This window comes from Luteimonas terrae (assembly GCF_031457535.1).
In the GTDB taxonomy this organism is placed as follows: domain Bacteria; phylum Pseudomonadota; class Gammaproteobacteria; order Xanthomonadales; family Xanthomonadaceae; genus Luteimonas; species Luteimonas terrae_A.
The window spans coordinates 12,057-34,103 of sequence record NZ_JAVDWO010000019.1 but is presented as its reverse complement, the minus strand read 5'-3'; the positions used below and the strand labels follow the sequence as shown (position 1 = coordinate 34,103).

General features: G+C 66.1%; 22 protein-coding genes. 11 read left to right on the top strand and 11 right to left on the bottom strand.

Going from position 1 to position 22,047, the window contains the following annotated elements:
- Window positions 1–36 precede the first annotated feature (36 nt).
- Complete coding sequence (locus J2W68_RS17375; RefSeq protein WP_310238490.1) at window positions 37–951, bottom strand: hypothetical protein; 915 nt, start codon at window positions 949–951, stop codon at window positions 37–39.
- A gap of 442 nt (window positions 952–1,393) precedes the next feature.
- Here J2W68_RS17375 and J2W68_RS17370 point away from each other — a divergent pair, with 442 nt between their 5' ends.
- The 9 genes from J2W68_RS17370 (at window position 1,394) to J2W68_RS17330 (ending at window position 8,742) form a co-directional block, all read left to right on the top strand.
- Window positions 1,394–1,771, top strand: coding sequence for an ATP synthase subunit I (locus J2W68_RS17370; RefSeq protein ID WP_310238487.1), 378 nt, complete (start codon window positions 1,394–1,396; stop codon window positions 1,769–1,771).
- 28 nt (window positions 1,772–1,799) lie between these two features.
- The gene (gene atpB, locus J2W68_RS17365) at window positions 1,800–2,597 is read left to right on the top strand and encodes a F0F1 ATP synthase subunit A (protein ID WP_310238484.1); all 798 of its coding nucleotides are present in this window, start codon (window positions 1,800–1,802) and stop codon (window positions 2,595–2,597) included.
- A 79-nt stretch (window positions 2,598–2,676) separates the two neighbouring features.
- Window positions 2,677–2,967 (top strand): F0F1 ATP synthase subunit C, encoded by a 291-nt coding sequence (gene atpE / locus J2W68_RS17360; protein ID WP_159681455.1) that lies wholly within the window; start codon window positions 2,677–2,679, stop codon window positions 2,965–2,967.
- 108 nt (window positions 2,968–3,075) lie between these two features.
- Complete coding sequence (locus J2W68_RS17355; protein ID WP_310155929.1) at window positions 3,076–3,546, top strand: F0F1 ATP synthase subunit B; 471 nt, start codon at window positions 3,076–3,078, stop codon at window positions 3,544–3,546.
- A 5-nt stretch (window positions 3,547–3,551) separates the two neighbouring features.
- Entirely contained in the window at window positions 3,552–4,079 is a 528-nt protein-coding gene (locus J2W68_RS17350; protein ID WP_310238482.1) for a F0F1 ATP synthase subunit delta, read from the top strand.
- A 52-nt stretch (window positions 4,080–4,131) separates the two neighbouring features.
- Window positions 4,132–5,697, top strand: coding sequence for a F0F1 ATP synthase subunit alpha (gene atpA / locus J2W68_RS17345; protein ID WP_310238480.1), 1,566 nt, complete (start codon window positions 4,132–4,134; stop codon window positions 5,695–5,697).
- An 87-nt stretch (window positions 5,698–5,784) separates the two neighbouring features.
- The gene (atpG, locus tag J2W68_RS17340; protein WP_310155921.1) at window positions 5,785–6,645 is read left to right on the top strand and encodes a F0F1 ATP synthase subunit gamma; all 861 of its coding nucleotides are present in this window, start codon (window positions 5,785–5,787) and stop codon (window positions 6,643–6,645) included.
- 130 nt (window positions 6,646–6,775) lie between these two features.
- A complete protein-coding gene (gene atpD, locus J2W68_RS17335; protein WP_310155917.1) occupies window positions 6,776–8,176 on the top strand; it encodes a F0F1 ATP synthase subunit beta in 1,401 nt (466 codons plus the stop codon).
- Window positions 8,177–8,316: 140 nt separating this feature from the next.
- Window positions 8,317–8,742 (top strand): F0F1 ATP synthase subunit epsilon, encoded by a 426-nt coding sequence (locus tag J2W68_RS17330; protein ID WP_310155914.1) that lies wholly within the window; start codon window positions 8,317–8,319, stop codon window positions 8,740–8,742.
- Between the two features lie 228 nt (window positions 8,743–8,970).
- Here J2W68_RS17330 and J2W68_RS17325 read toward each other — a convergent pair whose 3' ends face one another.
- Complete coding sequence (locus J2W68_RS17325) at window positions 8,971–9,354, bottom strand: GtrA family protein (RefSeq protein ID WP_310238477.1); 384 nt, start codon at window positions 9,352–9,354, stop codon at window positions 8,971–8,973.
- A gap of 181 nt (window positions 9,355–9,535) precedes the next feature.
- The gene (locus J2W68_RS17320) at window positions 9,536–11,569 is read right to left on the bottom strand and encodes a hypothetical protein (protein ID WP_310238473.1); all 2,034 of its coding nucleotides are present in this window, start codon (window positions 11,567–11,569) and stop codon (window positions 9,536–9,538) included.
- Between the two features lie 59 nt (window positions 11,570–11,628).
- On the opposite strand from J2W68_RS17320, the gene glmU reads away from it, so the two are divergent.
- Window positions 11,629–12,993, top strand: coding sequence for a bifunctional UDP-N-acetylglucosamine diphosphorylase/glucosamine-1-phosphate N-acetyltransferase GlmU (gene glmU / locus J2W68_RS17315; protein ID WP_310238470.1), 1,365 nt, complete (start codon window positions 11,629–11,631; stop codon window positions 12,991–12,993).
- 3 nt (window positions 12,994–12,996) lie between these two features.
- Here the strand turns inward: glmU and J2W68_RS17310 are convergent, their stop codons facing one another.
- The gene (locus J2W68_RS17310) at window positions 12,997–13,554 is read right to left on the bottom strand and encodes a hypothetical protein (protein WP_310238468.1); all 558 of its coding nucleotides are present in this window, start codon (window positions 13,552–13,554) and stop codon (window positions 12,997–12,999) included.
- A gap of 50 nt (window positions 13,555–13,604) precedes the next feature.
- Here J2W68_RS17310 and J2W68_RS17305 point away from each other — a divergent pair, with 50 nt between their 5' ends.
- The gene (locus tag J2W68_RS17305; RefSeq protein ID WP_310238465.1) at window positions 13,605–13,901 is read left to right on the top strand and encodes a hypothetical protein; all 297 of its coding nucleotides are present in this window, start codon (window positions 13,605–13,607) and stop codon (window positions 13,899–13,901) included.
- Window positions 13,902–13,961: 60 nt separating this feature from the next.
- Here the strand turns inward: J2W68_RS17305 and J2W68_RS17300 are convergent, their stop codons facing one another.
- The 7 genes from J2W68_RS17300 to J2W68_RS17270 form a co-directional block, all read right to left on the bottom strand.
- Complete coding sequence (locus J2W68_RS17300) at window positions 13,962–15,275, bottom strand: sensor histidine kinase (protein WP_310238462.1); 1,314 nt, start codon at window positions 15,273–15,275, stop codon at window positions 13,962–13,964.
- 1 nt (window position 15,276) lies between these two features.
- Window positions 15,277–16,617, bottom strand: a complete 1,341-nt coding sequence (locus J2W68_RS17295) for a sigma-54-dependent transcriptional regulator (protein WP_310238577.1) — start codon at window positions 16,615–16,617, stop codon at window positions 15,277–15,279.
- A gap of 95 nt (window positions 16,618–16,712) precedes the next feature.
- Window positions 16,713–17,936, bottom strand: a complete 1,224-nt coding sequence (locus tag J2W68_RS17290; protein ID WP_310238460.1) for an ABC transporter permease — start codon at window positions 17,934–17,936, stop codon at window positions 16,713–16,715.
- Window positions 17,937–17,959: 23 nt separating this feature from the next.
- The gene (locus tag J2W68_RS17285; protein WP_310238457.1) at window positions 17,960–19,258 is read right to left on the bottom strand and encodes an ABC transporter permease; all 1,299 of its coding nucleotides are present in this window, start codon (window positions 19,256–19,258) and stop codon (window positions 17,960–17,962) included.
- Window positions 19,259–19,269: 11 nt separating this feature from the next.
- On the bottom strand, window positions 19,270–19,992 hold the full coding sequence (locus J2W68_RS17280; RefSeq protein WP_310238454.1) for an ABC transporter ATP-binding protein: 723 nt from the start codon (window positions 19,990–19,992) through the stop codon (window positions 19,270–19,272).
- Between the two features lie 49 nt (window positions 19,993–20,041).
- Complete coding sequence (locus J2W68_RS17275; protein WP_310238451.1) at window positions 20,042–20,242, bottom strand: hypothetical protein; 201 nt, start codon at window positions 20,240–20,242, stop codon at window positions 20,042–20,044.
- A gap of 2 nt (window positions 20,243–20,244) precedes the next feature.
- Window positions 20,245–21,543 carry an efflux RND transporter periplasmic adaptor subunit gene (locus tag J2W68_RS17270; RefSeq protein ID WP_310238448.1) on the bottom strand — a complete coding sequence of 433 codons (1,299 nt, stop codon included), beginning with the start codon at window positions 21,541–21,543 and terminating at the stop codon, window positions 20,245–20,247.
- Window positions 21,544–22,047: the final 504 nt, after the last annotated feature.

The following is a 22,047-nucleotide window of genomic DNA, read 5'->3' as shown; positions in this document are numbered from 1 at the left end:
TCTACACGCCCGTAAAGACGCGTGGACCGGCCGCGATCAGAAGCGGAAGGTCACACCGGCCATCGGGCCATGGACCTTCAGGTCGCCGGTGATCTCGCCCGAGTACGGGAACGGGCCCGCATCGATACCCGACGGCGCGCGCGCGGTGCCGCGGTACTGGTCCTTGAGCTTCAGGCGGAACCAGTCGTAACCGACATGGATACCGACGCGCTCGCTGACCATGTATTCGACCAGCAGGCCGCCGCGCTCGAAATGCCCTTCCTCGTCGAGGATGTTGCCCCAGGTCGTATCGAGATACTGGCCTTCGAGACCCACGGTCCAGCGCTCGGCAGGCGTCCAGGTCAGGCGCGTATGCAGGCCCGGCGAGACACCGTCGCGCTCCCAGCCCACGCTCTCGAATTCCGGATCCAGCAGATCGGTGCCGGTGGTGCTGCCGTTGGCGGTGGCTTCGAGCTTGGCGTAGGTCACGCCCAGGCCCAGACCCCACTCGAAGCTGTCGTTCTTGACGACGGCGTACTCGTAGTTGAGGTTCGCCAGGCGGAACGACAGGCGGCCGTCGATACGCGCCGACGGGATCTCGATCGCTTCGCCGCCCGGGATGATCGTGCCGGTGTCGAGCACATTGCCGCCGTACTCCCAGGTCTCGTCACGGCGGTAGTCGTAGAAGTTGCCGATCAGCGCCTGACGTTCGCTGATGCGGAAGCCGATCGCGCCACGCGGACGCCATTCGCGGCCGGTGTCGAAGCTTTCATTGAAGCCGAAGGTGGCGTCGTCGGTGCCGTCGGTGACGACGCCATTGCCGGAGAAGCCGAGCTCGGCTTCCGGATTGAACGCGCTCAGACGCAGCACGAAGCGGTCGTCACGGCTCTGCGCCTGCGCTGCAGTGGCGAACGTGGCGAGGATGGCGGTCGATAACAGGGCGAGGGCAAGGCGGGACGCGGGTCGTGACATCGGGGGAGTCTTCCTGTGAGAGGCGAAGGATGTTCGTTAACCCGCAGTCTTTCCGACGTGAAGTCGTCACCTGGCCGGCTCTCATTTCCGGTCGTGCATGGCCCGACAGACGGCGCGCAGCCGGCGACGCAAAAAAAGAGCCCCGGCGGCGGGCCGGGGCTCGGGGGTGGCGATCTGCAGACGGGACCGACGAGGAAAGGCGGCAGATCGGACACATCGTTACGACAAGGCGCTGCCCAACGAAGTTCCAGGGAAATGCGAAAAAACCCGCACAAAATTGTGAATGCGCGAACCGGGACGAGTTCACGGACGGCCCGCTCGCGGTCTTCGCGAAACAGGACCTCCGCCGGTTGTGGGGCAAATGGCCCCACTGCTATACTTTTGCGGCTCGACGGGGCCGATTCATGCGCCCCGTGTCCTCCAGACAGTGGAATCCTTTGAAGTGTTGACGTCCGTCGCAGTGGGTCGGCGGCTGGCACAGCGCGCAATCGCCTGGCAGGCGGTCGCGGTCGCGGTGACAGCGCTCGCCTTCCTCGCAAAGGGAGCCGACTGGGCGCTGGCGGCGGGTCTCGGCGGTGCGGCGATCGCACTCGGGGGCTGGCTGTCGAGCGTCATCGCGCTGGGGGGTGGGGTCAATCCGTCGACAGGCGCGCTTGCGCGGCTGCTGGCAGGGGTGGCGTTGAAGTGGGTCGTGGTGGTGGCGGTTCTGCTGCTGGGCGTGGGAATGGCGGGTTTGTCGCCGGTCCCGATGCTCGCCGGGGTCATCGTCGCGCTCTTCGCGCAGTTGCTCGCAATGTCCCGGCCTCTGGCCAGGGATTGAACCAATCACAGGCAGGGTTTTCGATCTTATGGCAGCTGATGCGGAACTGACCCCAACCAGCTACATCCAGCACCACCTGCAGAACCTGACCGCGTCGACCGGCGAAGGCGGCTTCTGGACGCTGCACGTGGACACGCTGATCACCGCGCTGCTGATGGGCGGCCTGATGGTGTTCGCATTCTGGATGGCGACCCGCAAGGCCACGGCCGGTGTGCCGGGCAAGTGGCAGGCGTTCGTCGAGATCTGCCTGGAGTTCGTCGACAAGCAGGCCCGCGACACGTACCACGGTTCCAGCAAGCTCGTGACGCCGATCGCGATCACGCTGTTCTTCTGGATCCTGATGATGAATCTGTTGAAGATGATTCCGGCGGACTTCATCGCCAAGCCGCTCGAACTGTTGGGCGTGGCGTACTGGAAGCCGGTGCCGACCGCGGACGTCAACGCGACGCTCGGCCTGTCGATCAGCGTGTTCTTCCTGACGGTCTTCTTCGCCCTGCGTGCCAAGGGCCTGGGCGGCATGACCAAGGAATTCCTGTTTGCGCCGTTCGGCAAGTGGATGGTGCCGTTCAACCTGATCCTCAACATCGTCGAATGGCTGAGCAAGCCGATTTCGCTGGCGATGCGACTGTTCGGCAACATGTTCGGCGGCGAGATCGTGTTCCTGCTGATCTGGGTCCTCGGCGGCGCGAGCCTGCTGGGCGTGCTCGGCGGCGGCGTACTCGGCCTCGGCTGGATGCTGTTCCACCTGCTGGTCATTCCGCTGCAGGCCTTCATTTTCATGATGCTGTCGATCGTCTACCTCAGCCTGGCCGAGGACGACCACTGATCGGCAGCATCACGCGACACCGGTTTCGTTCCACCCCATCCGTCTCACCCTTACCAAGCAATCCGCTCCGGAGAAAACAATGGAAATCGCACTGACCTCGTTCGCCCAGATCCAGGCTTCGACCGTTCTGGCCATCGGCATCATGATCGGCCTGGCTGCACTGGGTGCGGGTCTGGGCCTGGCCATCATGGCCGGCAAGTTCCTCGAGTCGGCCGCGCGCCAGCCGGAGCTGATCCCGGTGCTGCAGGTCCGCATGTTCATCACCGCCGGCCTGATCGACGCCGCGTTCATCATCTCGGTCGCCGTCGGCCTGCTGTTCGCGTTCGCTTCGCCGTTCATCGGCCCGGTCGCCGCGCAGCTCGCGGGCTGATCCAGCTGACGCTTCCAGTGCGGTGCGTGCCTCGCGCATGACCGCACCGGTGGATGACAGGGGGCGCGCGTGCGCGCCCATCCCTTCACGACAGGCAGTCACAAGCCCATGAATATCGGTCTGACCCTAATTGCCCAGGCACTGGCGTTCGCCGGTCTGATCTGGATCATCGCGACCAAGATCTGGCCGCCGCTGCTGGCTGCTATCGAAGAGCGCCAGAAGAAGATCGCCGAAGGTCTGGCCGCGGCCGACAACAGCCAGCGTGCGCTGGCACAGGCGCAGGAAACCGCCAACGAGGAACTCAAGGCCGCGCGTGCGAAGGCCAACGAGATCATCGAGCAGGCGCACCAGCGCGGTCTCCAGATCGTCGAGGCCGCCAAGGCCGAAGCGGTCACCGAGGGCCTGCGCCAGAAGGCGATCTTCGACGCCGAACTGCAGGCCTCGGCCACCCGTGCACGCGAAGAGCTTCGTCGTCAGGTCTCGAGCCTGGCGGTGACCGGCGCCGAGCGTCTGCTCAAGCGTGAGATCGACGCCAACGCCCACAAGGCGCTGCTCGACGAACTCGCCGCGGAGATCTGAGTCCGATGAGCCAGGCCATGACGATCGCCCGTCCGTATGCCCGCGCCGCGTTCGCGATCGCGCGTGACGACGGCCAGTTCGCGCCGTGGTCGGGCGCGCTCGCGTTCTCGGCCCGCGTCGCTGCCGATCCGCAGGCGGCCGCGTTGCTCGGCCATCCTGCGCTGTCGCACGACGATGCCGTCGCGCTGCTCGCACCGGAGGGCGTCGACGCGAAGTTCGCCGATTTCCTCGCGTTGCTGGCGACCAACGGCCGCCTCGCACAGTTGCCGGAGATCGCCGGCCAGTACGAGGAATTGCGTGCCGAGGCCGAGCACATCGTGCTGGCGACGGTGACGTCGGCAGCCGAACTGCCGGACGCAGAAGTGGAGCAGATCCGTGCCGCGCTCAAGCGTCGTTTCGGTCGCGAGGTCCAGGTCGAAACGGCCGTGGACGCATCGCTGATCGGCGGCGCGGTGATCTCGGCCGGTGACGTGGTGATCGACGGCTCGCTCAAGGGCAAGCTGGCGCGCCTGCAGTCCGCTCTGACGCACTGACACGATTTTCAATTGCAACGTCGGCGGCAACGCCGGCTCAAGGGAACCCCCGATGGCTACCACGCAACTCAATCCTTCCGAAATCAGCGAGCTGATCAAGTCCCGAATCGAGAAGGTCAAGCTGAGCGCCGAATCGCGCAACGAAGGCACCGTGACCTCGGTCGCGGACGGCATCGTGCGTCTGCACGGCCTGGCCGACGTGATGCAGGGCGAAATGATCGAACTGCCGCTCGCGGCGGACGGTTCCGCCACGTACGCACTCGCCCTCAACCTCGAGCGCGACTCCGTCGGCGCCGTGGTGCTGGGTGACTACGAGCACCTGCGCGAAGGCGATGTCGCCAAGACCACCGGCCGCATCCTCGAAGTGCCGGTCGGTCCGGAAATGCTGGGCCGCGTGGTCAACGCGCTCGGCGAGCCGATCGACGGCAAGGGCCCGATCGACGCCAAGCTCAGCGCGCCGGTCGAGCGCGTCGCCCCCGGCGTGATCTGGCGCAAGTCGGTCGACCAGCCGGTCCAGACCGGCTACAAGTCGGTCGACTCGATGATCCCGATCGGCCGCGGCCAGCGCGAGCTGCTCATCGGCGACCGCCAGACCGGCAAGACCGCGATGGCGATCGACGCCGTGATCAACCAGAAGACCACCGGCATCAAGTGCGTCTACGTGGCGATCGGCCAGAAGGCCTCGACCGTCGCCAACATCGTGCGCAAGCTCGAAGAGAACGGCGCGATGGCCCACACCGTCGTCGTCGCCGCGACCGCGTCCGAATCGGCGGCAATGCAGTACATCAGCGCCTACTCGGGCTGCACGATGGGCGAGTACTTCATGGACCGCGGCGAAGACGCGCTGATCGTGTACGACGATCTGTCCAAGCAGGCCGTCGCCTACCGCCAGATCTCGCTGCTGCTCAAGCGTCCGCCGGGCCGCGAAGCCTATCCGGGCGACGTGTTCTATCTGCACTCCCGTCTGCTCGAGCGCGCCGCGCGCGTGTCCGAGGAGTACGTCGAGAAGTTCACCGAAGGCAAGGTGACCGGCAAGACCGGCTCGCTGACCGCGCTGCCGATCATCGAAACGCAGGCTGGCGACGTGTCCGCGTTCGTGCCGACCAACGTGATCTCGATCACCGACGGCCAGATCTTCCTCGAAACCGACCTGTTCAACGCCGGCATCCGCCCGGCCGTGAACGCCGGTATCTCGGTGTCGCGCGTCGGTGGCGCGGCGCAGACCAAGATCATCAAGAAGCTCTCGGGCGGCATCCGCATCTCGCTCGCTCAGTACCGTGAGCTGGCGGCGTTCGCGCAGTTCGCCTCGGATCTCGACGAAGCCACCCGCAAGCAGCTCGAGCGCGGTCAGCGCGTCACCGAGCTGATGAAGCAGAAGCAGTACAAGCCGATGTCGATCGCGCACCAGGCGCTGACGATCTACGCCGTCAACGAGGGTTACCTCGACGACGTGCCGGTCGCCAAGCTGCTCGCGTTCGAAGAAGGCCTGCACGCGCACTTCGACAACACCGCGGGCGAGCTGGTCGGCAAGATCAACCAGACCGGCGGCTGGAACGAGGAGATCGAAGGCGCCTTCAAGCAGGGCATCTCCGACTTCAAGACCACCGGCAGCTGGTAAAGCGATCGCGGCGGACGTTCGTCCGCCCGATGCGGTGAGCACAGGTAAGCCAAGGCGGGTTCCACCCGCCCCAAGCAGGGATATGAGATGGCCGGCGGCAGAGAAATCAAGACGAAGATCAAGAGCGTGCAGAACACCCGCAAGGTGACGCGCGCGCTCGAGATGGTCTCCGCGTCGAAGATCCGCAAGGCGCAGGATCGGATGAAGGCATCGCGCCCGTATGCGAACGCGATGAAGCAGCTGATCGGGCATCTCGCCCAGGCCAGCTCCGAGTTCCAGCATCCGTACTTGGTCGAGCGTGAGGTCAAGCGCGTCGGTTACATCGTCGCGTCTTCGGATCGCGGCCTGGCCGGCGGTCTGAACAACAACATGTTCCGCAAGCTGCTGGGCGAGATCCGCGCCTGGCAGGACAAGGGCGTGCAGGTCGACGTGGTGACCATCGGCCAGAAGGCGACGGTGTTCTTCCGCCGCCTGAAGGTGGACATGGTCGGCAGCGTCACCCACATCGGTGACACGCCGGAAGTCGAGCAGCTGGTCGGCATCATCAAGGTGATGCTCGACGGCTACAACGACGGCCGCGTCGACCGGGTGTTCCTGGCCTACAACCACTTCGTCAACACGATGGTCCAGAAGGCCAGCTTCGACCAGCTGCTGCCGCTGCCGGCCGCCGAGACCCAAGTGGTCAAGCACGACTGGGACTACATCTACGAGCCGGACGCCGAATCGGTGCTCGGCCACGTGCTGACGCGTTACATCGAATCGCTCGTGTACCAGGCGGTGATGGAGAACGTGGCGTCCGAACATGCCGCGCGCATGGTCGCGATGAAGTCCGCGAGCGACAACGCCACCAAGCTGATCGACACGCTCAAGCTGGTCTACAACAAGGCCCGCCAGGCGGCGATCACCCAGGAAATTTCCGAGATCGTGGGCGGCGCTGCGGCGGTCTGACGACCGCCGAGGCATTGGGAATTCGGGATTCGGGATTCGAGCAGGCAGCAGATTGCGCTCTTCCCAATCCCTGGATCCCGAATCCCCATTCCCGACACCAGATTCAACAGACATCAGTGGAGTCACTCAAATGAGTCAGGGCAAGATCGTTCAGATCATCGGCGCGGTCGTCGACATCGAGTTCGCGCGCAACGAAGTACCGAGGGTCTACGACGCACTGAAGGTCGAAGGCACGGAGATCACGCTGGAAGTGCAGCAGCAGCTCGGTGACGGCATCGTGCGCGCGATCGCGCTCGGTTCCACCGACGGCCTGAAGCGCAACCTGATCGCGACCAACACCGGCCGCGGTATCTCGGTGCCGGTCGGCGCCGGCACGCTCGGCCGCATCATGGATGTGCTGGGTCGTCCGATCGACGAGGCTGGCCCGGTCGAAGCGACCGACCATTGGGAAATCCACCGCGCGGCGCCGAGCTACGAAGACCAGTCGTCGGCCACGGAGCTGCTGGAAACCGGCATCAAGGTCATCGACCTGATGTGCCCCTTCGCCAAGGGCGGCAAGGTCGGCCTGTTCGGCGGCGCCGGCGTCGGCAAGACCGTCAACATGATGGAACTGATCAACAACATCGCCAAGGCGCACGAAGGCCTGTCGGTGTTCGCGGGCGTGGGTGAGCGTACCCGTGAGGGCAACGACTTCTACCACGAGATGAAGGACTCCAACGTCCTCGACAAGGTGGCGATGGTCTACGGCCAGATGAACGAGCCGCCGGGCAACCGCCTGCGCGTCGCGCTGACCGGCCTGACGATGGCGGAGTACTTCCGCGACGAGAAGGACGCATCGGGTCGCGGCAAGGACGTGCTGCTGTTCGTCGACAACATCTACCGCTACACGCTGGCCGGTACCGAAGTGTCGGCGCTCCTCGGCCGCATGCCGTCGGCCGTGGGCTACCAGCCGACGCTCGCCGAGGAAATGGGCGTGCTGCAGGAGCGCATCACCTCGACGAAGTCCGGCTCGATCACCTCGATCCAGGCCGTCTACGTGCCCGCGGACGACCTGACCGACCCGTCGCCGGCGACGACCTTCGCCCATCTCGATTCGACGGTGACGCTGAGCCGCAACATCGCCTCGCTCGGCATCTATCCGGCGGTCGATCCGCTGGACTCGACCAGCCGCCAGATGGACCCGAACGTCATCGGCAACGAGCACTACGACACCGCCCAGCGCGTGCAGTCGACGCTGCAGAAGTACAAGGAGCTCAAGGACATCATCGCGATCCTGGGCATGGACGAGCTGTCGGAAGAAGACAAGCAGGCCGTGTCGCGCGCGCGCAAGATCGAGCGCTTCTTCTCGCAGCCCTTCCACGTGGCCGAAGTCTTCACCGGCTCGCCGGGCAAGTACGTGCCGCTGAAGGAAACGATCCGCGGCTTCAAGGGCATCGTCGACGGCGAATACGACCACCTGCCCGAGCAGGCGTTCTACATGGTCGGCAGCATCGACGAAGCGGTCGAGAAGGCAAAGAAGATCGCCGCTTAAGCGGCAATCTTCGCGATTCGTGAATTCGTGATGGGTGATTCGAAAGGGCGCCGGCTTCATGAAGTAGCGGACGCCCCGCTTCTCCCAATCACGAATCACGCATCACGAATCACGTTGAGCGAGCAGAGCGAGCGAACCCTATGACCACCACCATCCGTTGCGACATCGTCAGCGCAGAAGCCGAGATCTTCCATGGCGAGGCGACCATGGTCGTGGCCACCGGCGAGCTCGGTGAGCTCGGCATCGCGCCGCGTCATGCCCCGCTGATCACGCGCCTGAAGCCGGGCAAGGTCGTCGTGACCCAGGCCAACGGCGAAGTGCTCGATTTCGCGATCGGCGGCGGCATCCTCGAGGTGCAGCCGCAGGTGGTTACGATCCTGGCCGACACCGCGATCCGCGCCGACGATATCGACGAAGCAGCCGTGAAAGCAGTCAAGGAAGAAGCCGAGCGCATCCTGGCCGGTCGCGGCGAGGCGATGGACATCGCCGAAGCGCAGCAGAAGCTGGTCGAGGCCGTAGTCCAGCTGCAGGCGCTCGAGCGTCTGCGCAAGACCCTCAAGCACTGACGGCCGCCGGGCGCCAAGCCCGGTTGCCGTGAACCGCACGACCCCGCTCCGGTGGGGTCGTCGCTTTTGGGTGTTGGAAGAAACGCGGGTCCTTGCGAGCGAATTCGCAGCGGGTCACACGCTGGTGATTACGCAGTCGCACCGTGGCGTGCGTCCGTCGGCGAGTTTTCGATCACGGCATCGGTCTGTAGGTCGTGGGACGCGCACAGCCTTGCAGCCAAGCGCGACTCAGCGCTTGTAGATCCAGTAGCGCGACAGCACGAACCCCACCGCGCCCAGCGCGAGTTCGATCGCCGGCTTCGCCACCCACACCCAACGCAGACCGAGCACGTCATCGATCTGGGTCAGGGCCCAGGTGCTGAACAGGGTCGTGGACACCCACATCAGCATGAAGCGCTGGAACTGCGTGGCCCCGACAGTGTTGCAGTCGTTTGCAAAGGTCAGCTTGCCGTTGAGCCAGAAGCCGATCAGCGCCCCGCTGATCCGGCCGACGACATTCGAGGGCGCCACAGGCAGTCCCAGATGTGTCAGGCCGACCACCACGCCCCAGTCGATCAGCCACTGCAGCAGACCGATGGCCAGGTAGTCGCGCCCCTGTCGGGTCAGGCTCATCACGGTTCCAGTTACGGATAGAGAGCGTCGCGAGATCCATGACGCGACGGCATCGGAATCGTACGCAGGCGCCCGTTAGATTTTCCTGCGCACACGGCAGGCAAGGCGCTATCGACGCCGCGCAGATTGCGGTCTGCGCGCATGTGCGCGGAGCGCGATGCCAGGCCGAATGCTGGCAGGGTCATGGATCGACTGCTTCGTCGCCTGGCGGCGTCCGTCGCCACATCGCGATCCCCTGCAGGGAGTCGACCTGCTCGATGGACGGGTCGACCGCCAATGCCCGCATCAGCGCTGCCGACGCAATGTCCTCGGTGACGAGGATCCAGCGTGCGTCGAGTTGCTCGAACACCGCCCGCCACGCTTCACCCTCGCTGTCGCGGTCGGCCGCCTCGCGCGCAGCAGCAAGCGCGGGCGCATGCACGGACATCAGCCGGCCACGCCCAGCGAGTTCGGCGACGTGACCACGCTGGGGATCGGTTGCCAGCACCACGCCCGTGTCCCCAGCGGGCAGTCGCGAGATCAACGTACGTTCGGCGACGTAATAGGGCAGTACCGCGTCCGGCGTGCCTGGCGCACGAATGACACGCTTGAGCGCGGCCGAGTGGTGCGTCCAGCCGCTATTGGCTTGATAGGCCACGCTGAGCACGCACAGCATGACGATCGGCCACAGCCAGATGCGCCCCCCGATGTCTGCCTGGCTACCGCTCAGCGCGGGGAGTAACAGCAGGAGCAGGCCCGGAAACGCATAGCGCGCGTACTGCATCGGCACTAGCGGCAACAGCGCGATGCAGATCGCGATGCATGCGAACGCCCGCGTGGCACGCCGGCGCAGCGCGAGCAACCAAGCACCAGCGAGACCGAGCCACAGGAACCCGATGCCGCCATCCCAGGCTTCGACGAACCGGCTGCTCTCGAAGGTCATATGCCATGGCAGCGTCGGGCCGAAGCCCGTGAGCCAGCGGAGGTCGGACATGTTCTCGAGCGGGTAGTGCGGCGACTGGAAGACCGCGTTGAACAGCGGAAAGACCGGATTGCCCGTATGCCACCACGCGTGCGCATAGCTCGAACCCGCGATCACCACGAACAGTGCGGCCAACCGCGGCAGGTTTCGCAACACACGGCCAGACGCATAACGCGCTGCATACGCCAGCAACGGCAGTGCGGCGAGTGCGTGCATCGGCTTGAGGGCGGCCAGTGCCGCCATCAGGAGCGTCATCGCTGCCAGATGACGTCCGGTGCGGTCGTGCAGGACCAGCGCCACCAGCGAAAAAAGCACCGCCATCGCGGGCAGCTCGGTCTGCATGCCAGCCATCAGCCAGACCAGCGGCGGAAAACATGCAAAGAGCGCAACCACTGCAATGCGCTCCACCGGCACCGCGCCGAGTGCACGTGCGCATCCGGTCAATGCGATCGCTGCGCTCACCAGCCAGAACGTGTTCATCGCGCCGCGTGCTTCGCGACCGGCCAGCAGCCAGGCCAGACCTTGTCCGATATCACCCATCCAAGGTGAGTAGACCCATGCGCTGTGGGCGGGATCGGCGAGGTATCGCGCGTGATGCGCAAGCTGTGCGGGCAGATTGAGGTGGTAGGTCAGATCGTCCATCTGCATGGTGGGCAGCCATGCACCGGTCGAGGCCAGTCCCAGCAGCATCACCGCGGCAGTAACGCCTTGCGGAGATGCGTCAACGAATGCGCGCCAGTCGCTGCGAGCGGCCCGATACTGGTTCTTCAATGCGCTGCGGTTCCAGGCGATCGGAAGCCCCAATGCAAGCAGCCACACCACCGCGAAATGGAGCGGCAGGGAGACCAGCCAACCCGCGATGCCAGCGATCACCGCATAACCAGACACCGCTGCGATCGCGATTCGCCCCGGCACTTCGGCGGGAATCCAGCGAAGACCCAGCGCCAGACTGGCAGTCGCGATCAGCGCGGCCGCCAGGACCGGCAAGGGCCCTACGTACAGCACCAGCGCCGCGCACCACACCGTCGTGAGCGCGGACGCCCAGCGCCATCGCGCGAAGCGCGCAAGAGGCCACGCGACCAGCGTTGCGATAGCGGCGAGCGCGAGCGACAGCGCGAAGCGCTCCCACGGCAGTAACCGCCAGACACCGTGCAGCGTAAGCCCGAACAGAACGAGCGCAGGCCCGAGCAGCCACAATGCGAGCCTCCAGCGCGACCCGGCAGCCGGATGTATGTTCGGTTCGATGCGGGCCATCGTCGATCCTGACGTGAAGTGTGCATTATCATCGAACGCCGTCACGCTTTTCGAGTCCCATGAGCGCACCGCTGCACGTCGTCATCCTCGCCGCAGGCGAGGGCAAGCGCATGAAATCGTCGCTGCCCAAGGTGCTGCAGAAGATCGCAGGGCGGCCGATGCTGTGGCATGTCATCGAAGCGGCGCGTGCGCTGGAGCCTGCGGGGATCCATGTCGTCTACGGCCATCGCGGCGAGCAGGTGCAGGCCGCGTTCGCCGACCAGCCCGATCTGCACTGGTCGGAGCAGCGCGAGCAGCTCGGCACCGGCCACGCGGTGCGTCAGGCGATGCCCGATGTGCCCGACGGCGCGCAGGTGCTGGTGCTCTACGGCGACGTGCCGCTGTTGCGCGCGGAGACGCTGCAGCATCTGGTATCAATCGAGGGCAGGCTGGCGGTGCTGGCCGCGCAGCTCGAGGATCCCACGGGCTACGGCCGCATCGTGCGTGATCCCGAGGGGCACGTCGGTGCGATCGTTGAGCACAAGGACGCGAGCGACGAACAGCGCCGCATCGATCTGGTGAACACCGGCATCCTCGCCGCCGAAGCCACCGCGCTCAAGGCGTGGCTGGCGCGGCTGTCGTCGGACAACGCGCAAGGCGAGTACTACCTGACCGACGTATTCGCGATGGCCGCCGACGAGTACAGCGCTGCGCAGATCGTGCTGGTCGACGATCCGCTGGAGGCCGAAGGCGCGAATGATCCCTGGCAGCTGTCGCAACTCGAACGTGCGTGGCAACTGCGCGCGGTGCGCGCGCTATGCGTGGCCGGTGCGCGCTTCGCCGATCCCGCGCGCGTGGATATCCGCGGTGAGGTCATCGTGGGCAGCGATGTCGAGATTGACGTCGACGTGGTCTTCGAAGGACGGGTGGCGCTCGGCGACGGCGTGCGCGTCGGTCCGTTCTGTCGTCTGAAGAACGTGGGCCTGGGTGGGGGCACTGAAGTGCGCGCGCATTGCGACCTCGAAGGCGTGCGCGCGGAAGGTGCGGTGACCATTGGTCCGTTCGCGCGTCTGCGTCCCGGCACCGTGCTCGCCGACGGCGTGCACATCGGCAACTTCGTCGAAACCAAGAACACGACACTCGGTGTCGGCAGCAAGGCCAATCACCTGACGTATCTGGGCGATGCCGAGATCGGCGCCGGCAGCAATATCGGCGCCGGCACCATCACCTGCAACTACGACGGCGTGAACAAGTCGAAGACAGTGATCGGCGATCACGCCTTCATCGGTTCCAACGCCGCGCTGGTCGCGCCGGTGCGCATCGGCCACGACGCCACGACCGCAGCCGGTTCGGTGATCGTCAATGACGTGCCGGACGGCAAGCTCGCCGTCGCGCGCGGGCGGCAGACGGTCGTCGAGGGCTGGGAGCGGCCGAAGAAGCGCTGAGCCTCATTCCACGCGGCGGTAGCCACCCGCCGTCGGAGACCAGCGGTAGAGATCGCCACCGCGTCCGCCGCGCTCGCGCAGGCGCAGATCGCGGTAGCCGTGGTGGGTGCTGGGTTCGACGATGAGCACCCCGGCCCATTCCTCGATGTGGTGCTCGCGGGTGCCGTCATCGTTCCAGTTGCCTGCGATGTCGCGATACATCGACATGTCCGCGCCGAACACCTGCTTCAGGGTGTCACCGTGCAGCTCGAACAGATACAGCGCCGAATAGAACGCGCCGCCGCCGGCATAGCCTTCCGACCAGCCGCCCCGCAGGCCAAGCGCGGGTGGTCCATCCGACAGTCGATAGGCGGCAAGATCGAAGCGCTCCCAGCGTTCGGGCATCGCGGCCGCGCCGGCGTCTTCCATACGGAGCGGCTGCTGGCCGCCGCCCCACGACAGCAGCGGCCAAGTCACGTCCATATCGAGTCGCAAACGCGCGACGAGCTGTGCACCGCTTGCAGCGTCGATGCGCAGGACGCCAAGTACCTGCGCGGTCTCATTGGTTTCGCAGCTCGCCACTGCGGATGTGTTGTGGGGGTGTCGTCGCGATAGCAGACGAGTGCGACCACGTGGCCGGGATGTTGCGGCCAGCGCCGCGCGCCGAGCAGCACGATGCGCTCGGCGGGGATCCCGGGCACCAGCAGGGTGCGCAGCGCGTCGGCCTGGAGGCCGGCAAGATCGCCGGTGCCAAAGTGATCGGGCGCCGGGCGGCCTTCCATCTGTTCGGCCCACACGGCTTTCGCTTCCGGGCTCTTGAGCAGGGCGGTGATCGCATCGAGACTCCCGGCGCGCTGCGCCCACCCAGGCGCAGTGGCAAGACACAGCACAAGCAGTGCAGGGGCGAGGGATCGGAGCCGCATCGGTAGGTTGCCTGGAGCCGGATCTCCGATTCTGCCGCATCGCGGCGCCGGCGGCCGCCGTCTGGCTCAGTCCGGCAGCACCAGCGACACGCAGAGCCCGCCACCCTCGCGGTTGAGCAGGGCGATGCGACCGCCGTGTGCTTCCGCGATCTCGCGCGCGAGTGCCAGACCAAGACCCGTGCCGTTGCGCTTGGTCGAATAGAACGGCAGCAGCGCGTTGGCGAGTACCGCTTCGTTCATGCCGGGCCCCCGATCGAGCACGTCGATCCGCCAGCCGTCCACGGCACGTCGCAGCCCGACCGCGACCGCATCGGGATCGCCACCAGTCTCGTGGGCGTTGCGCAGCAGATTCAACAGCGCCTGTTCGACCTGGGCGGCGTCGAAGGACGCGGTGAATGCATCGTCGATGGGGCCGACATCCACGAACGACACCTGCGAACGCAGCTGGTCGAGGAACGCACGCCAGCGGATCGGTTCGCGACGCGGCGCCGGCAGCTTGGCGAAATGCGCGTAGCCGCGGATGAAGCCTTCCAGATGGCGCGCGCGTTCCTCGATCGTGCGCAACGCGTCGGGCAATCGCGCGGTCTGGCCGCGACGCAGCAGCTCGGCGCCCGAATGCGCCAGTGACGCGATGGGCGCCAGCGAATTGTTGAGCTCGTGGCTGATGACCCGGATGACCTTCTTCCAGGTCTGCACCTCCTGGCGCCGCAATTCGGTGGTCATCTGCCGCAGCAGCAGCAGTTCGTGGCGCCGCCCGTTGAGCCGGAAATGCCGGCGCGACAGATGGTGGATCTCCTCGTTCTCGCCATCGCCGATGGTGAACAGTCCGTCGCCGCCGCGCGCAAACGCATCCGCCAGCGCAGGCGGCGCATCGGCAAGCAGGCTGGAGAATGCCTGGCCTTCCAGCTTGCGGCCGCCACCCAGTGCGCGACGCGCGGCGAGGTTTGCGTGCACGACGCGATCCGCCGGATCGAGCAGCAGCATGGCGACCGGCGTGTTCTGCACCATCGTGTCGAGCAGCAGTTCGCGCTGCACCAGTGACAGGCGTTGCGCGCGCAGCGTCTCGCCCAGTTCGTTGTGCGCAGCGACCAGGTCGCCCAGTGCGCCACTGCCCTGCCACGACACGCCGAAGCCGTAGTCGCTGTCGCGATAGCTCGCCACGGTGCCAGCGAGCGCACGGAACAGCGCATGCGACGGCGCGAACGCGCGCTGCAGCGACCACACGAGCGAGGGCAATGCACACAGCGTCGCGCCGGCAACTGCCATCCACGGCGGGCACCAGCGCAGAAGCAACACCGCGGCTCCCGCGCTCAGCGCGACATGCATCACTGCGATCACGATGACCACGCCCGTCAACGGCAGCCGCTGTTGCCAGCGCATGTCAGTCGCGACGGATGCCGAGTCGGTCGAGCCGGCGGTACAGCGCCTGGCGCGACAGCCCGAGTTCGGTGGCGGCCTGTGCCAGCACGCCGCCACTGCGTGCGAGTGCGGCCTCGATCTCCGCACGGCCGGGTTCGTAGGCATCGACGTCGACCGTCGCAACAGCTGCGGCTGGCAGTGCGAGATCGCGCGCGTCGATCTGCGCATCGCGCGCCAGCAGTTCCGCCCGCTGGATCACATTGCGCAGTTCGCGCACGTTGCCCGGCCAGCCGTGCTGCAGCAGGGCGCGCTCCGCACCGGCCGACAACGGCCTGCGCCCATCGAGGAAGTGCCGCGCCAGCGGGAGGATGTCGCGTGGACGCTGCGCCAGCGGCGGCAGGCGCAATTCGATGCCGTTGAGGCGGTAATAGAGATCCTCGCGAAACCGGCCGTCGGCGATCATCGCCGGCAGATCGGCATTGGTCGCGCTGAGCACGCGCACCGACACACTGCGCTCGCGGTTGCCACCGAGCCGTTCGAAACGCCCGGTCTCGAGCACGCGGAGCAGCTTGACCTGCCCGGCGGACGGCAGCGTGCCGACCTCGTCGAGGAACAGCGTGCCGCCGTCAGCCGCTTCAAACTTGCCTTCGCGGGCCCGGGTTGCGCCTGTGTAGGCGCCGGCTTCGGCCCCGAACAGTTCGGCCTCGATCAGATCATGGGGCAATGCGCCGCAGTTGACGGCGACGAACGGGCCTTCGCGCACGGCCGAGTTCGCATGCAGGATCTCCGCATACTTCTCCTTGCCGGCACCATTCGGTCCGGTGATCAGCACCGGCAGATTCGAACGCGCGACCTGCAGCGCCAGCGACAGCGTCGTCTCGCTGGCCGGATCGTCCCAGACCAGACCGCGCAGATCGCGGCCCTGCGTGAGTGCGTCGCGGCGGCGGCGATCGTCGCGCGTGCGCGCTTCAAGCGCCCGGCGCGTCGACGACAGCTCCAGCAGTGTGTTGACCGTGGCGAGCAGCTTGCCATCGTCCCAGGGCTTGCCCAAATAGTCGGCAGCGCCGGAGCGGATCAGTTCGACCGCCGATTCCAGACGCGTCCACGCGGTCAGCAGGACGACCGGCAGATCCGGATCGAAACGCCGGATCGCATGGAACAGCGCGATGCCTTCGTCGCCGGACGTGGTGTCGGCATGGAAATTCATGTCCTGCACCACCAGGTCGATCCCACCCGCCTGCAAGCGGGCGATGCCGGCCTCGGGTGTCGCCGCGTGTTCGCAGGCGATGTCGTGCAACGAGAACAGCACCTCCAGCGCGGTGGCGACGGCGGGGTTGTCGTCGATGACGAGGATCGTGGGCATCAGGCGCTGGACATCCGGTTGGAACGTGCGTGAGCGAAAGGCATGGTCGTCGGCGGCCGCGATAGACGCAACCGGCGACACGTCGGTGCGCGCGATCAGATGCTGCGCGTCGCCACGGCCGGCGGCACCGAGGCCGCGCGTCTGGCCGGCCAGTACACCGCGATCTGCCCGAGCACCCATAACGCGACGGCGCCGATCGGCAGATACATCAGCGGCAGGCGGCCCAGCTCGTAGCGCGACATCAGCAGCTGATTGAGTCCGTAGGCCAGCAGCATGCCGAGCGCGATGCCGATCGTGGCAAGCAGGAAGTTCTCGACCTGGAAGTATCGCAGGATCTGGGTGCGCGTCGCGCCGAGTGCGCGGCGGATGCCGATCTGCTTGGTCCGCTGCTGCACCCAGAAGCTGGCCAGGCCCACGATGCCGAGCGCGGTCACGACCAGCAGCGCGATACACACCACGACCAGCAGCATCGCCATCGCGCGATCCTCGCGGTAGTACGTCTCGCGCAGGTCGGACATCAGGTCGGCATTGACGGCGACGCGGTTGGGATCGATCTGCTTGAGCGTGGCGACTGCGGCATCGAGGACCTGGCGGCGCTGGGCGGGATCGGTGCGGATCACGTAGTTGATGCCGTTGTAATCGTCACGGATCGGCAGCAGCATCGTCGCGTTTCCCGGGCCGGTTTCGTCCGTCGGCATTGCCAGGGTTTCGACCACGCCGACGATCGGAATCGGTGCATTGCCCCAGCTGTAGATATGTTTGCCGATCGCATCCTCGCCCGGAAACAGACGCTCGGCCATCGCGCGGTTGACGATCACGGCAGGTACGCGCGCCGAATCGCCAGCCTTTTCAACGTCGACCATGTTGAGAAACTCGTCCGGATTAAATCGGCGTCCGGACACCAGCTGCAGACCGAACGTATCGAGAAGATCCTCGCTGCCCAGGTAACCCGAGGCCACGATGGTGTTGTTGGGCTGATCGGGGCTGAGTCGTACACCGCTGGTCGAGCTGCTGTTGCCATAGGGGATCTGGGTGACCGTCGCCACGTGGCGAACGCCGGGGAGCGTTCGCAGGGCGGCCAGATCGCGCTCGACGGCGGCGCGGCGGTCCACGCTGGCGGTTTCGTCGATGCTCGGCATCTGGATGCGCAGGATCTGGTCCTCGACCGTGCCGCTGGCGCGCGACATATGGTCGATCCGGCGATCAATGAGGTAGATCGCGTTACAGATGATCGCGCAGGCGAGCGCGATCTCGATCACGATCAATGCGGCTGCGGTCTTGTGCCGGCGCAGTGTCGAGAAGATGGGGCGAATGTCCATGGAAGTCCTCGAAGAAGTCTGGGTCACTGCGACTTGAGCTGGATCGCCGGCGTCACCTGCATGGCGCGCCATGCAGGCAGCAGGCCGGCCAGCAGGCTTGCGACGATCGACAGGGCGAAGGTGGTCAGCAGCATCGGCATGTCGAGCTGGGCGAGCGCGGCGTAACTGCTCGGGTTCTGGCGTACGGCCCAAAGGCCGAGCAGGGCGAGGCCCAGACCCACCACGCCGCCGGCCACGCCGATCGCGCCGGCTTCGACCAGGAACTGGGAGAAGATCGCGCGGCGCGACGCGCCGAGTGCGCGCCGCACTCCAATCTCGGTCGCACGGCGCAGGCTTTTGGCGAGCAGCAGACCGACGGTATTGACCAGGCACACCAGCAAGAAGCCGATCGCAAGCCACAGCTGTAGACGCACGTCGCTGGGGACGACCTGGTGGTGGTCGAGCAGCGCCGGCACATCGCGCAGACGCACATTGGTCGGGCGCTCGAAGCGTCCGGCCGTGCGCTGCTGGTCGGAATAGCTCGCCAGATAATCGCGATAGGCCCCGGCGTCAGTGGCCGCGGGCAGTTCCACCCAGTACTGGACCCAGGTGCAAGGTGCATTGAGGGCAGTCGGATCGCTACCCGAGTCGCCCCAGCAGTTCATGCTGCCCATGCGCGAGAGCTTCTGTTCGATCGCAGTCGAGAACGGGACGAACACTGATTCGATTGAATTGAACCTGTCCAGCGACAGATCCCAGAACCGCGGCGTCGGCATCCAGGGCCCGAGCACGCCGACGACACGGAAGTCAGCACCGTTGACGCGAAGGGTTTTGCCGGTGCTGTCGCCGCCTCCGAACACTTTCTGGTTGGTCTCGGCCGAAATCACCGCCACGCGCGCGCGGGAAGCGTCGTCTTCCGCAGTCCAGGCGCGGCCATGCACCAGAGGCGCGTCGAACATCGGAAAGAAGTCGGCTGATGTGTAGCGCGCATCGGTGAAGAAGGGCGCACGCGCATCGTCTGGCGCCACCGCGACGAACCCGCCGCTCATCATCGCCTGACGTGCGCCGCGTGCCTCGCGCAGCAGGGTTTCTGCGTCGAAGCGGGTGATGTTCCGGTCCGGTTCTTCGGCGGATGCGTAGCCGTGCATGCTGGCCGCATCCAGCTGCACATAGAAAAGACGATCGCTCTTGTCGGGAATCGGATCGCCCGACAGCACGTGGAATACCGTGATCGTGGTCATGCTGGCGCCGATGCCCAGCGCGATCGCCAGCACCATCAACGCGGTGAGCACCTTGCTGTTGCGGAAGCTGCGCAGCGCGAGCTGCAGGTAATAACCGAACATGCCGGGTCTCCTCAGGCGTCTGCGGGAACGCGCGAGGCGGCCCCGGACAGAGGTGAGGCGTGCAGCGCCTGCAAGTCGGTCGCCATGCCGTCGACGATGTGCACATTGCGATGCGCGCGCGCGGCGAGTTCCGGATCGTGCGTCACCATTACGATGGTCGTGCCGCGTGCGTTGATGTCCTCGAGCAGTTCCAGCACGCTGCGCGCCATCTGCGAATCGAGGTTGCCGGTGGGTTCATCGGCGAGCAGCAGACGCGGGCTGCCTGCGAGCGCACGCGCGATCGCCACACGCTGCTGCTGACCGCCCGACAGTTCGGCCGGGAAGTGCTTCATGCGCGAGCCCAGGCCCACCAGCGACAGCGATTCCTCGATGCGCAGGCGACGCTCGGACGCCGCCATACCGCGATAGCGCAGCGGCACGTCGACGTTGTCGAACAGGTTGAGATCGGGAATCAGGTTGAAGCCCTGGAAGATGAAGCCGATCTTCTCGTTGCGCAGCTTCGAGCGCGCATCGTCGCCCAGCCCGCGTACCTCGACACCGTCGATCCGGTATTCGCCGCCGGTGAAGGTTTCCAGCAGGCCGGCGATGTTGAGGAAGGTCGTCTTGCCCGAGCCGGACGGACCGGTGACGGCAACGAACTCGCCCTCGGCGACATGCAGGTCGAGCGAGCGCAACGCATGGGTTTCGACGAGTTCGGTGCGGTAGACCTTGGCGACCTGGCGCATGTCGAGCATGGGAATGTGTCCTGTGACGTGAACTGGAAAGAGAAAGGGCGCGTCTCGCTCAGCGGACGCGGAACAGGCTCGGCAGGCCGTGGTCGACGGTGCGCCGGCGTGCGCGTGCGAACGCGGGCATGTGCGTGCCGGGCGATGTGTCGGACGGAATGCCAGCGTCGAATGCGGACGACAGCCGGCGCGGCACCGCGCTGGCGAGTTCGTCGGCGGTCCAGGCGACGGGGAATGGGCAATCGAGGCGTGTGTGCATGATCAGAGTCCTGAGATGCGGATGCGGTCCGCGTTGTCGAAAAGATCGGTGCCGGCGACGACGACGCGTTCGCCGGGTTGCAGGCCGTCGACAATTTCCACCGCCGACAGGCTGCTGGCGCCGGCCGTGATCGGCCTGCGCACCGCCGTATTGCCATCCATCACATAGGCCGCGCTGCCGCCTTCCTGATCGAGGAACGGACCGCGCGCCACCATCAGCACGTCCTTGCGGGTGTCGAGCAGAATCCGCGCGGTCAGGCGCTGGCTCTGGCGCAGGCCCGGCGGCTGGCTGTTGGCGTCGAAGCGCAGCCGTGCGACGACCTCGCCATTGACCACCTCGGGGGAAACCGCCGAGACCTTCGCCGGATACGTCGTGCCGACGCTGCGCAGTTCGGCCGGCATGCCGATCTCGAGATCGCGCGCGAAGCTTTCCGGCACCTTGATCTCGACCTCGAAAACGGACAGATCGACGACCGACAGCACCGGCGCGTTCGCGGCGACGTTGCTGCTCTGCACCGCCTGCACCTGGCCGACGATGCCGTCGAACGGCGCCCGCAGCGTCAGCGCGTCGACCTGGCGACGCACTTCCATCACCACGCTGCGCTGGCGCTCGGCCACCAGTTGCTTGTTACGCGTGTCGAGGCCAGCGCCGCGCCCTTGTAGGCCGAAGTCTTCCGTGGCGGACGACACGCCGATCTCGGTCTTCTTCAAGGTGTCCTGCGCGCGCGCCAGATCGACCTGCGCCACCGCGCCGCCCTCGTACGCGCGTTGGTAGCGCTGCAGATCGCGTTCCGCCGCGGTGCGGTCGACCTGCGCCTGGTCAAGCACCTTGCGTGCTTCGGCGCGGCGCAGTTGCGCGTCGAGCGCGGCGCGTCCGGCTTCGGCCTCGTAGCTGGCGAGGGTGGCTTCTTCCTGTGCCAGCTTGCTGCGCAATTCCGGGCTGTCGATCTCGGCTAGCGCCTGGCCGCGCTCGACCCGATCACCGGCCACTACCTTCAGGTTGAGCATGCCGCCGGAGATCGCATAGAGCGTCGGGCTGTTGGCCGCGATGACCCGGCCCTCGGCTGCGATGTCGCGGACCAGATCACCGCGGGTGACCTCGGCGAAGCGCAGGCGTTGCGCGTCGACAGAGCGGCCACTGCCCGCCCAGCCCGACACGACCCAAGCCGCCAGCAGCAGGGCGAAGCCGACCCCGCCAGCGAGCAGCCAACGCGACCGTCCCGGCCGTGTGTCTGCCCGAGCGGTGTCCTGCGCGGATGTGTCGTGAATGCCGGCGGCGCGGCGGGGAGGGGCGTCGGGCATGTCTGAGGACATGGGCAGCAGTCGCTTGCGGAAGACAGGGCAGTCAATGCATGAGCCGTGCCAACTGCAAGTAACTGATTTTAATTGATTTGCAACCCGTATCGAGTGTCCGGGCCGACTGCGGACGTCCGAGCGGACAGGCGGCGTGCGGTCGCGGGCCCCGGATGTTGACCGCCTATCAGCTGAAACCTATCTGCTGTGGCGGGAGATCAATTCAAACGCGCAGTGGAGAAGAACAACTGGGGGAGCTAGCGGCATTAGCCGAGCGGGCCGCCTTGTGATCGGCGAAAAATCTTAAAAATTCCATCTATTTCAAAGGTTTGTGAGAAATCACCTAGGTTGTTTTCGCTGAGCAGAGCTTGTCTTTGTGACCCCCACGGCGTCGCAATCAGGAAATAGTTTCATGTGTTAAGCATTTGTTTATTTTTTGTGCAAAGCGGCATAGCATCAGGATTCTTTACAGAACTTGGCGTTTGGGTTTGGGTGGGTTGCGGTGTTGTGAAG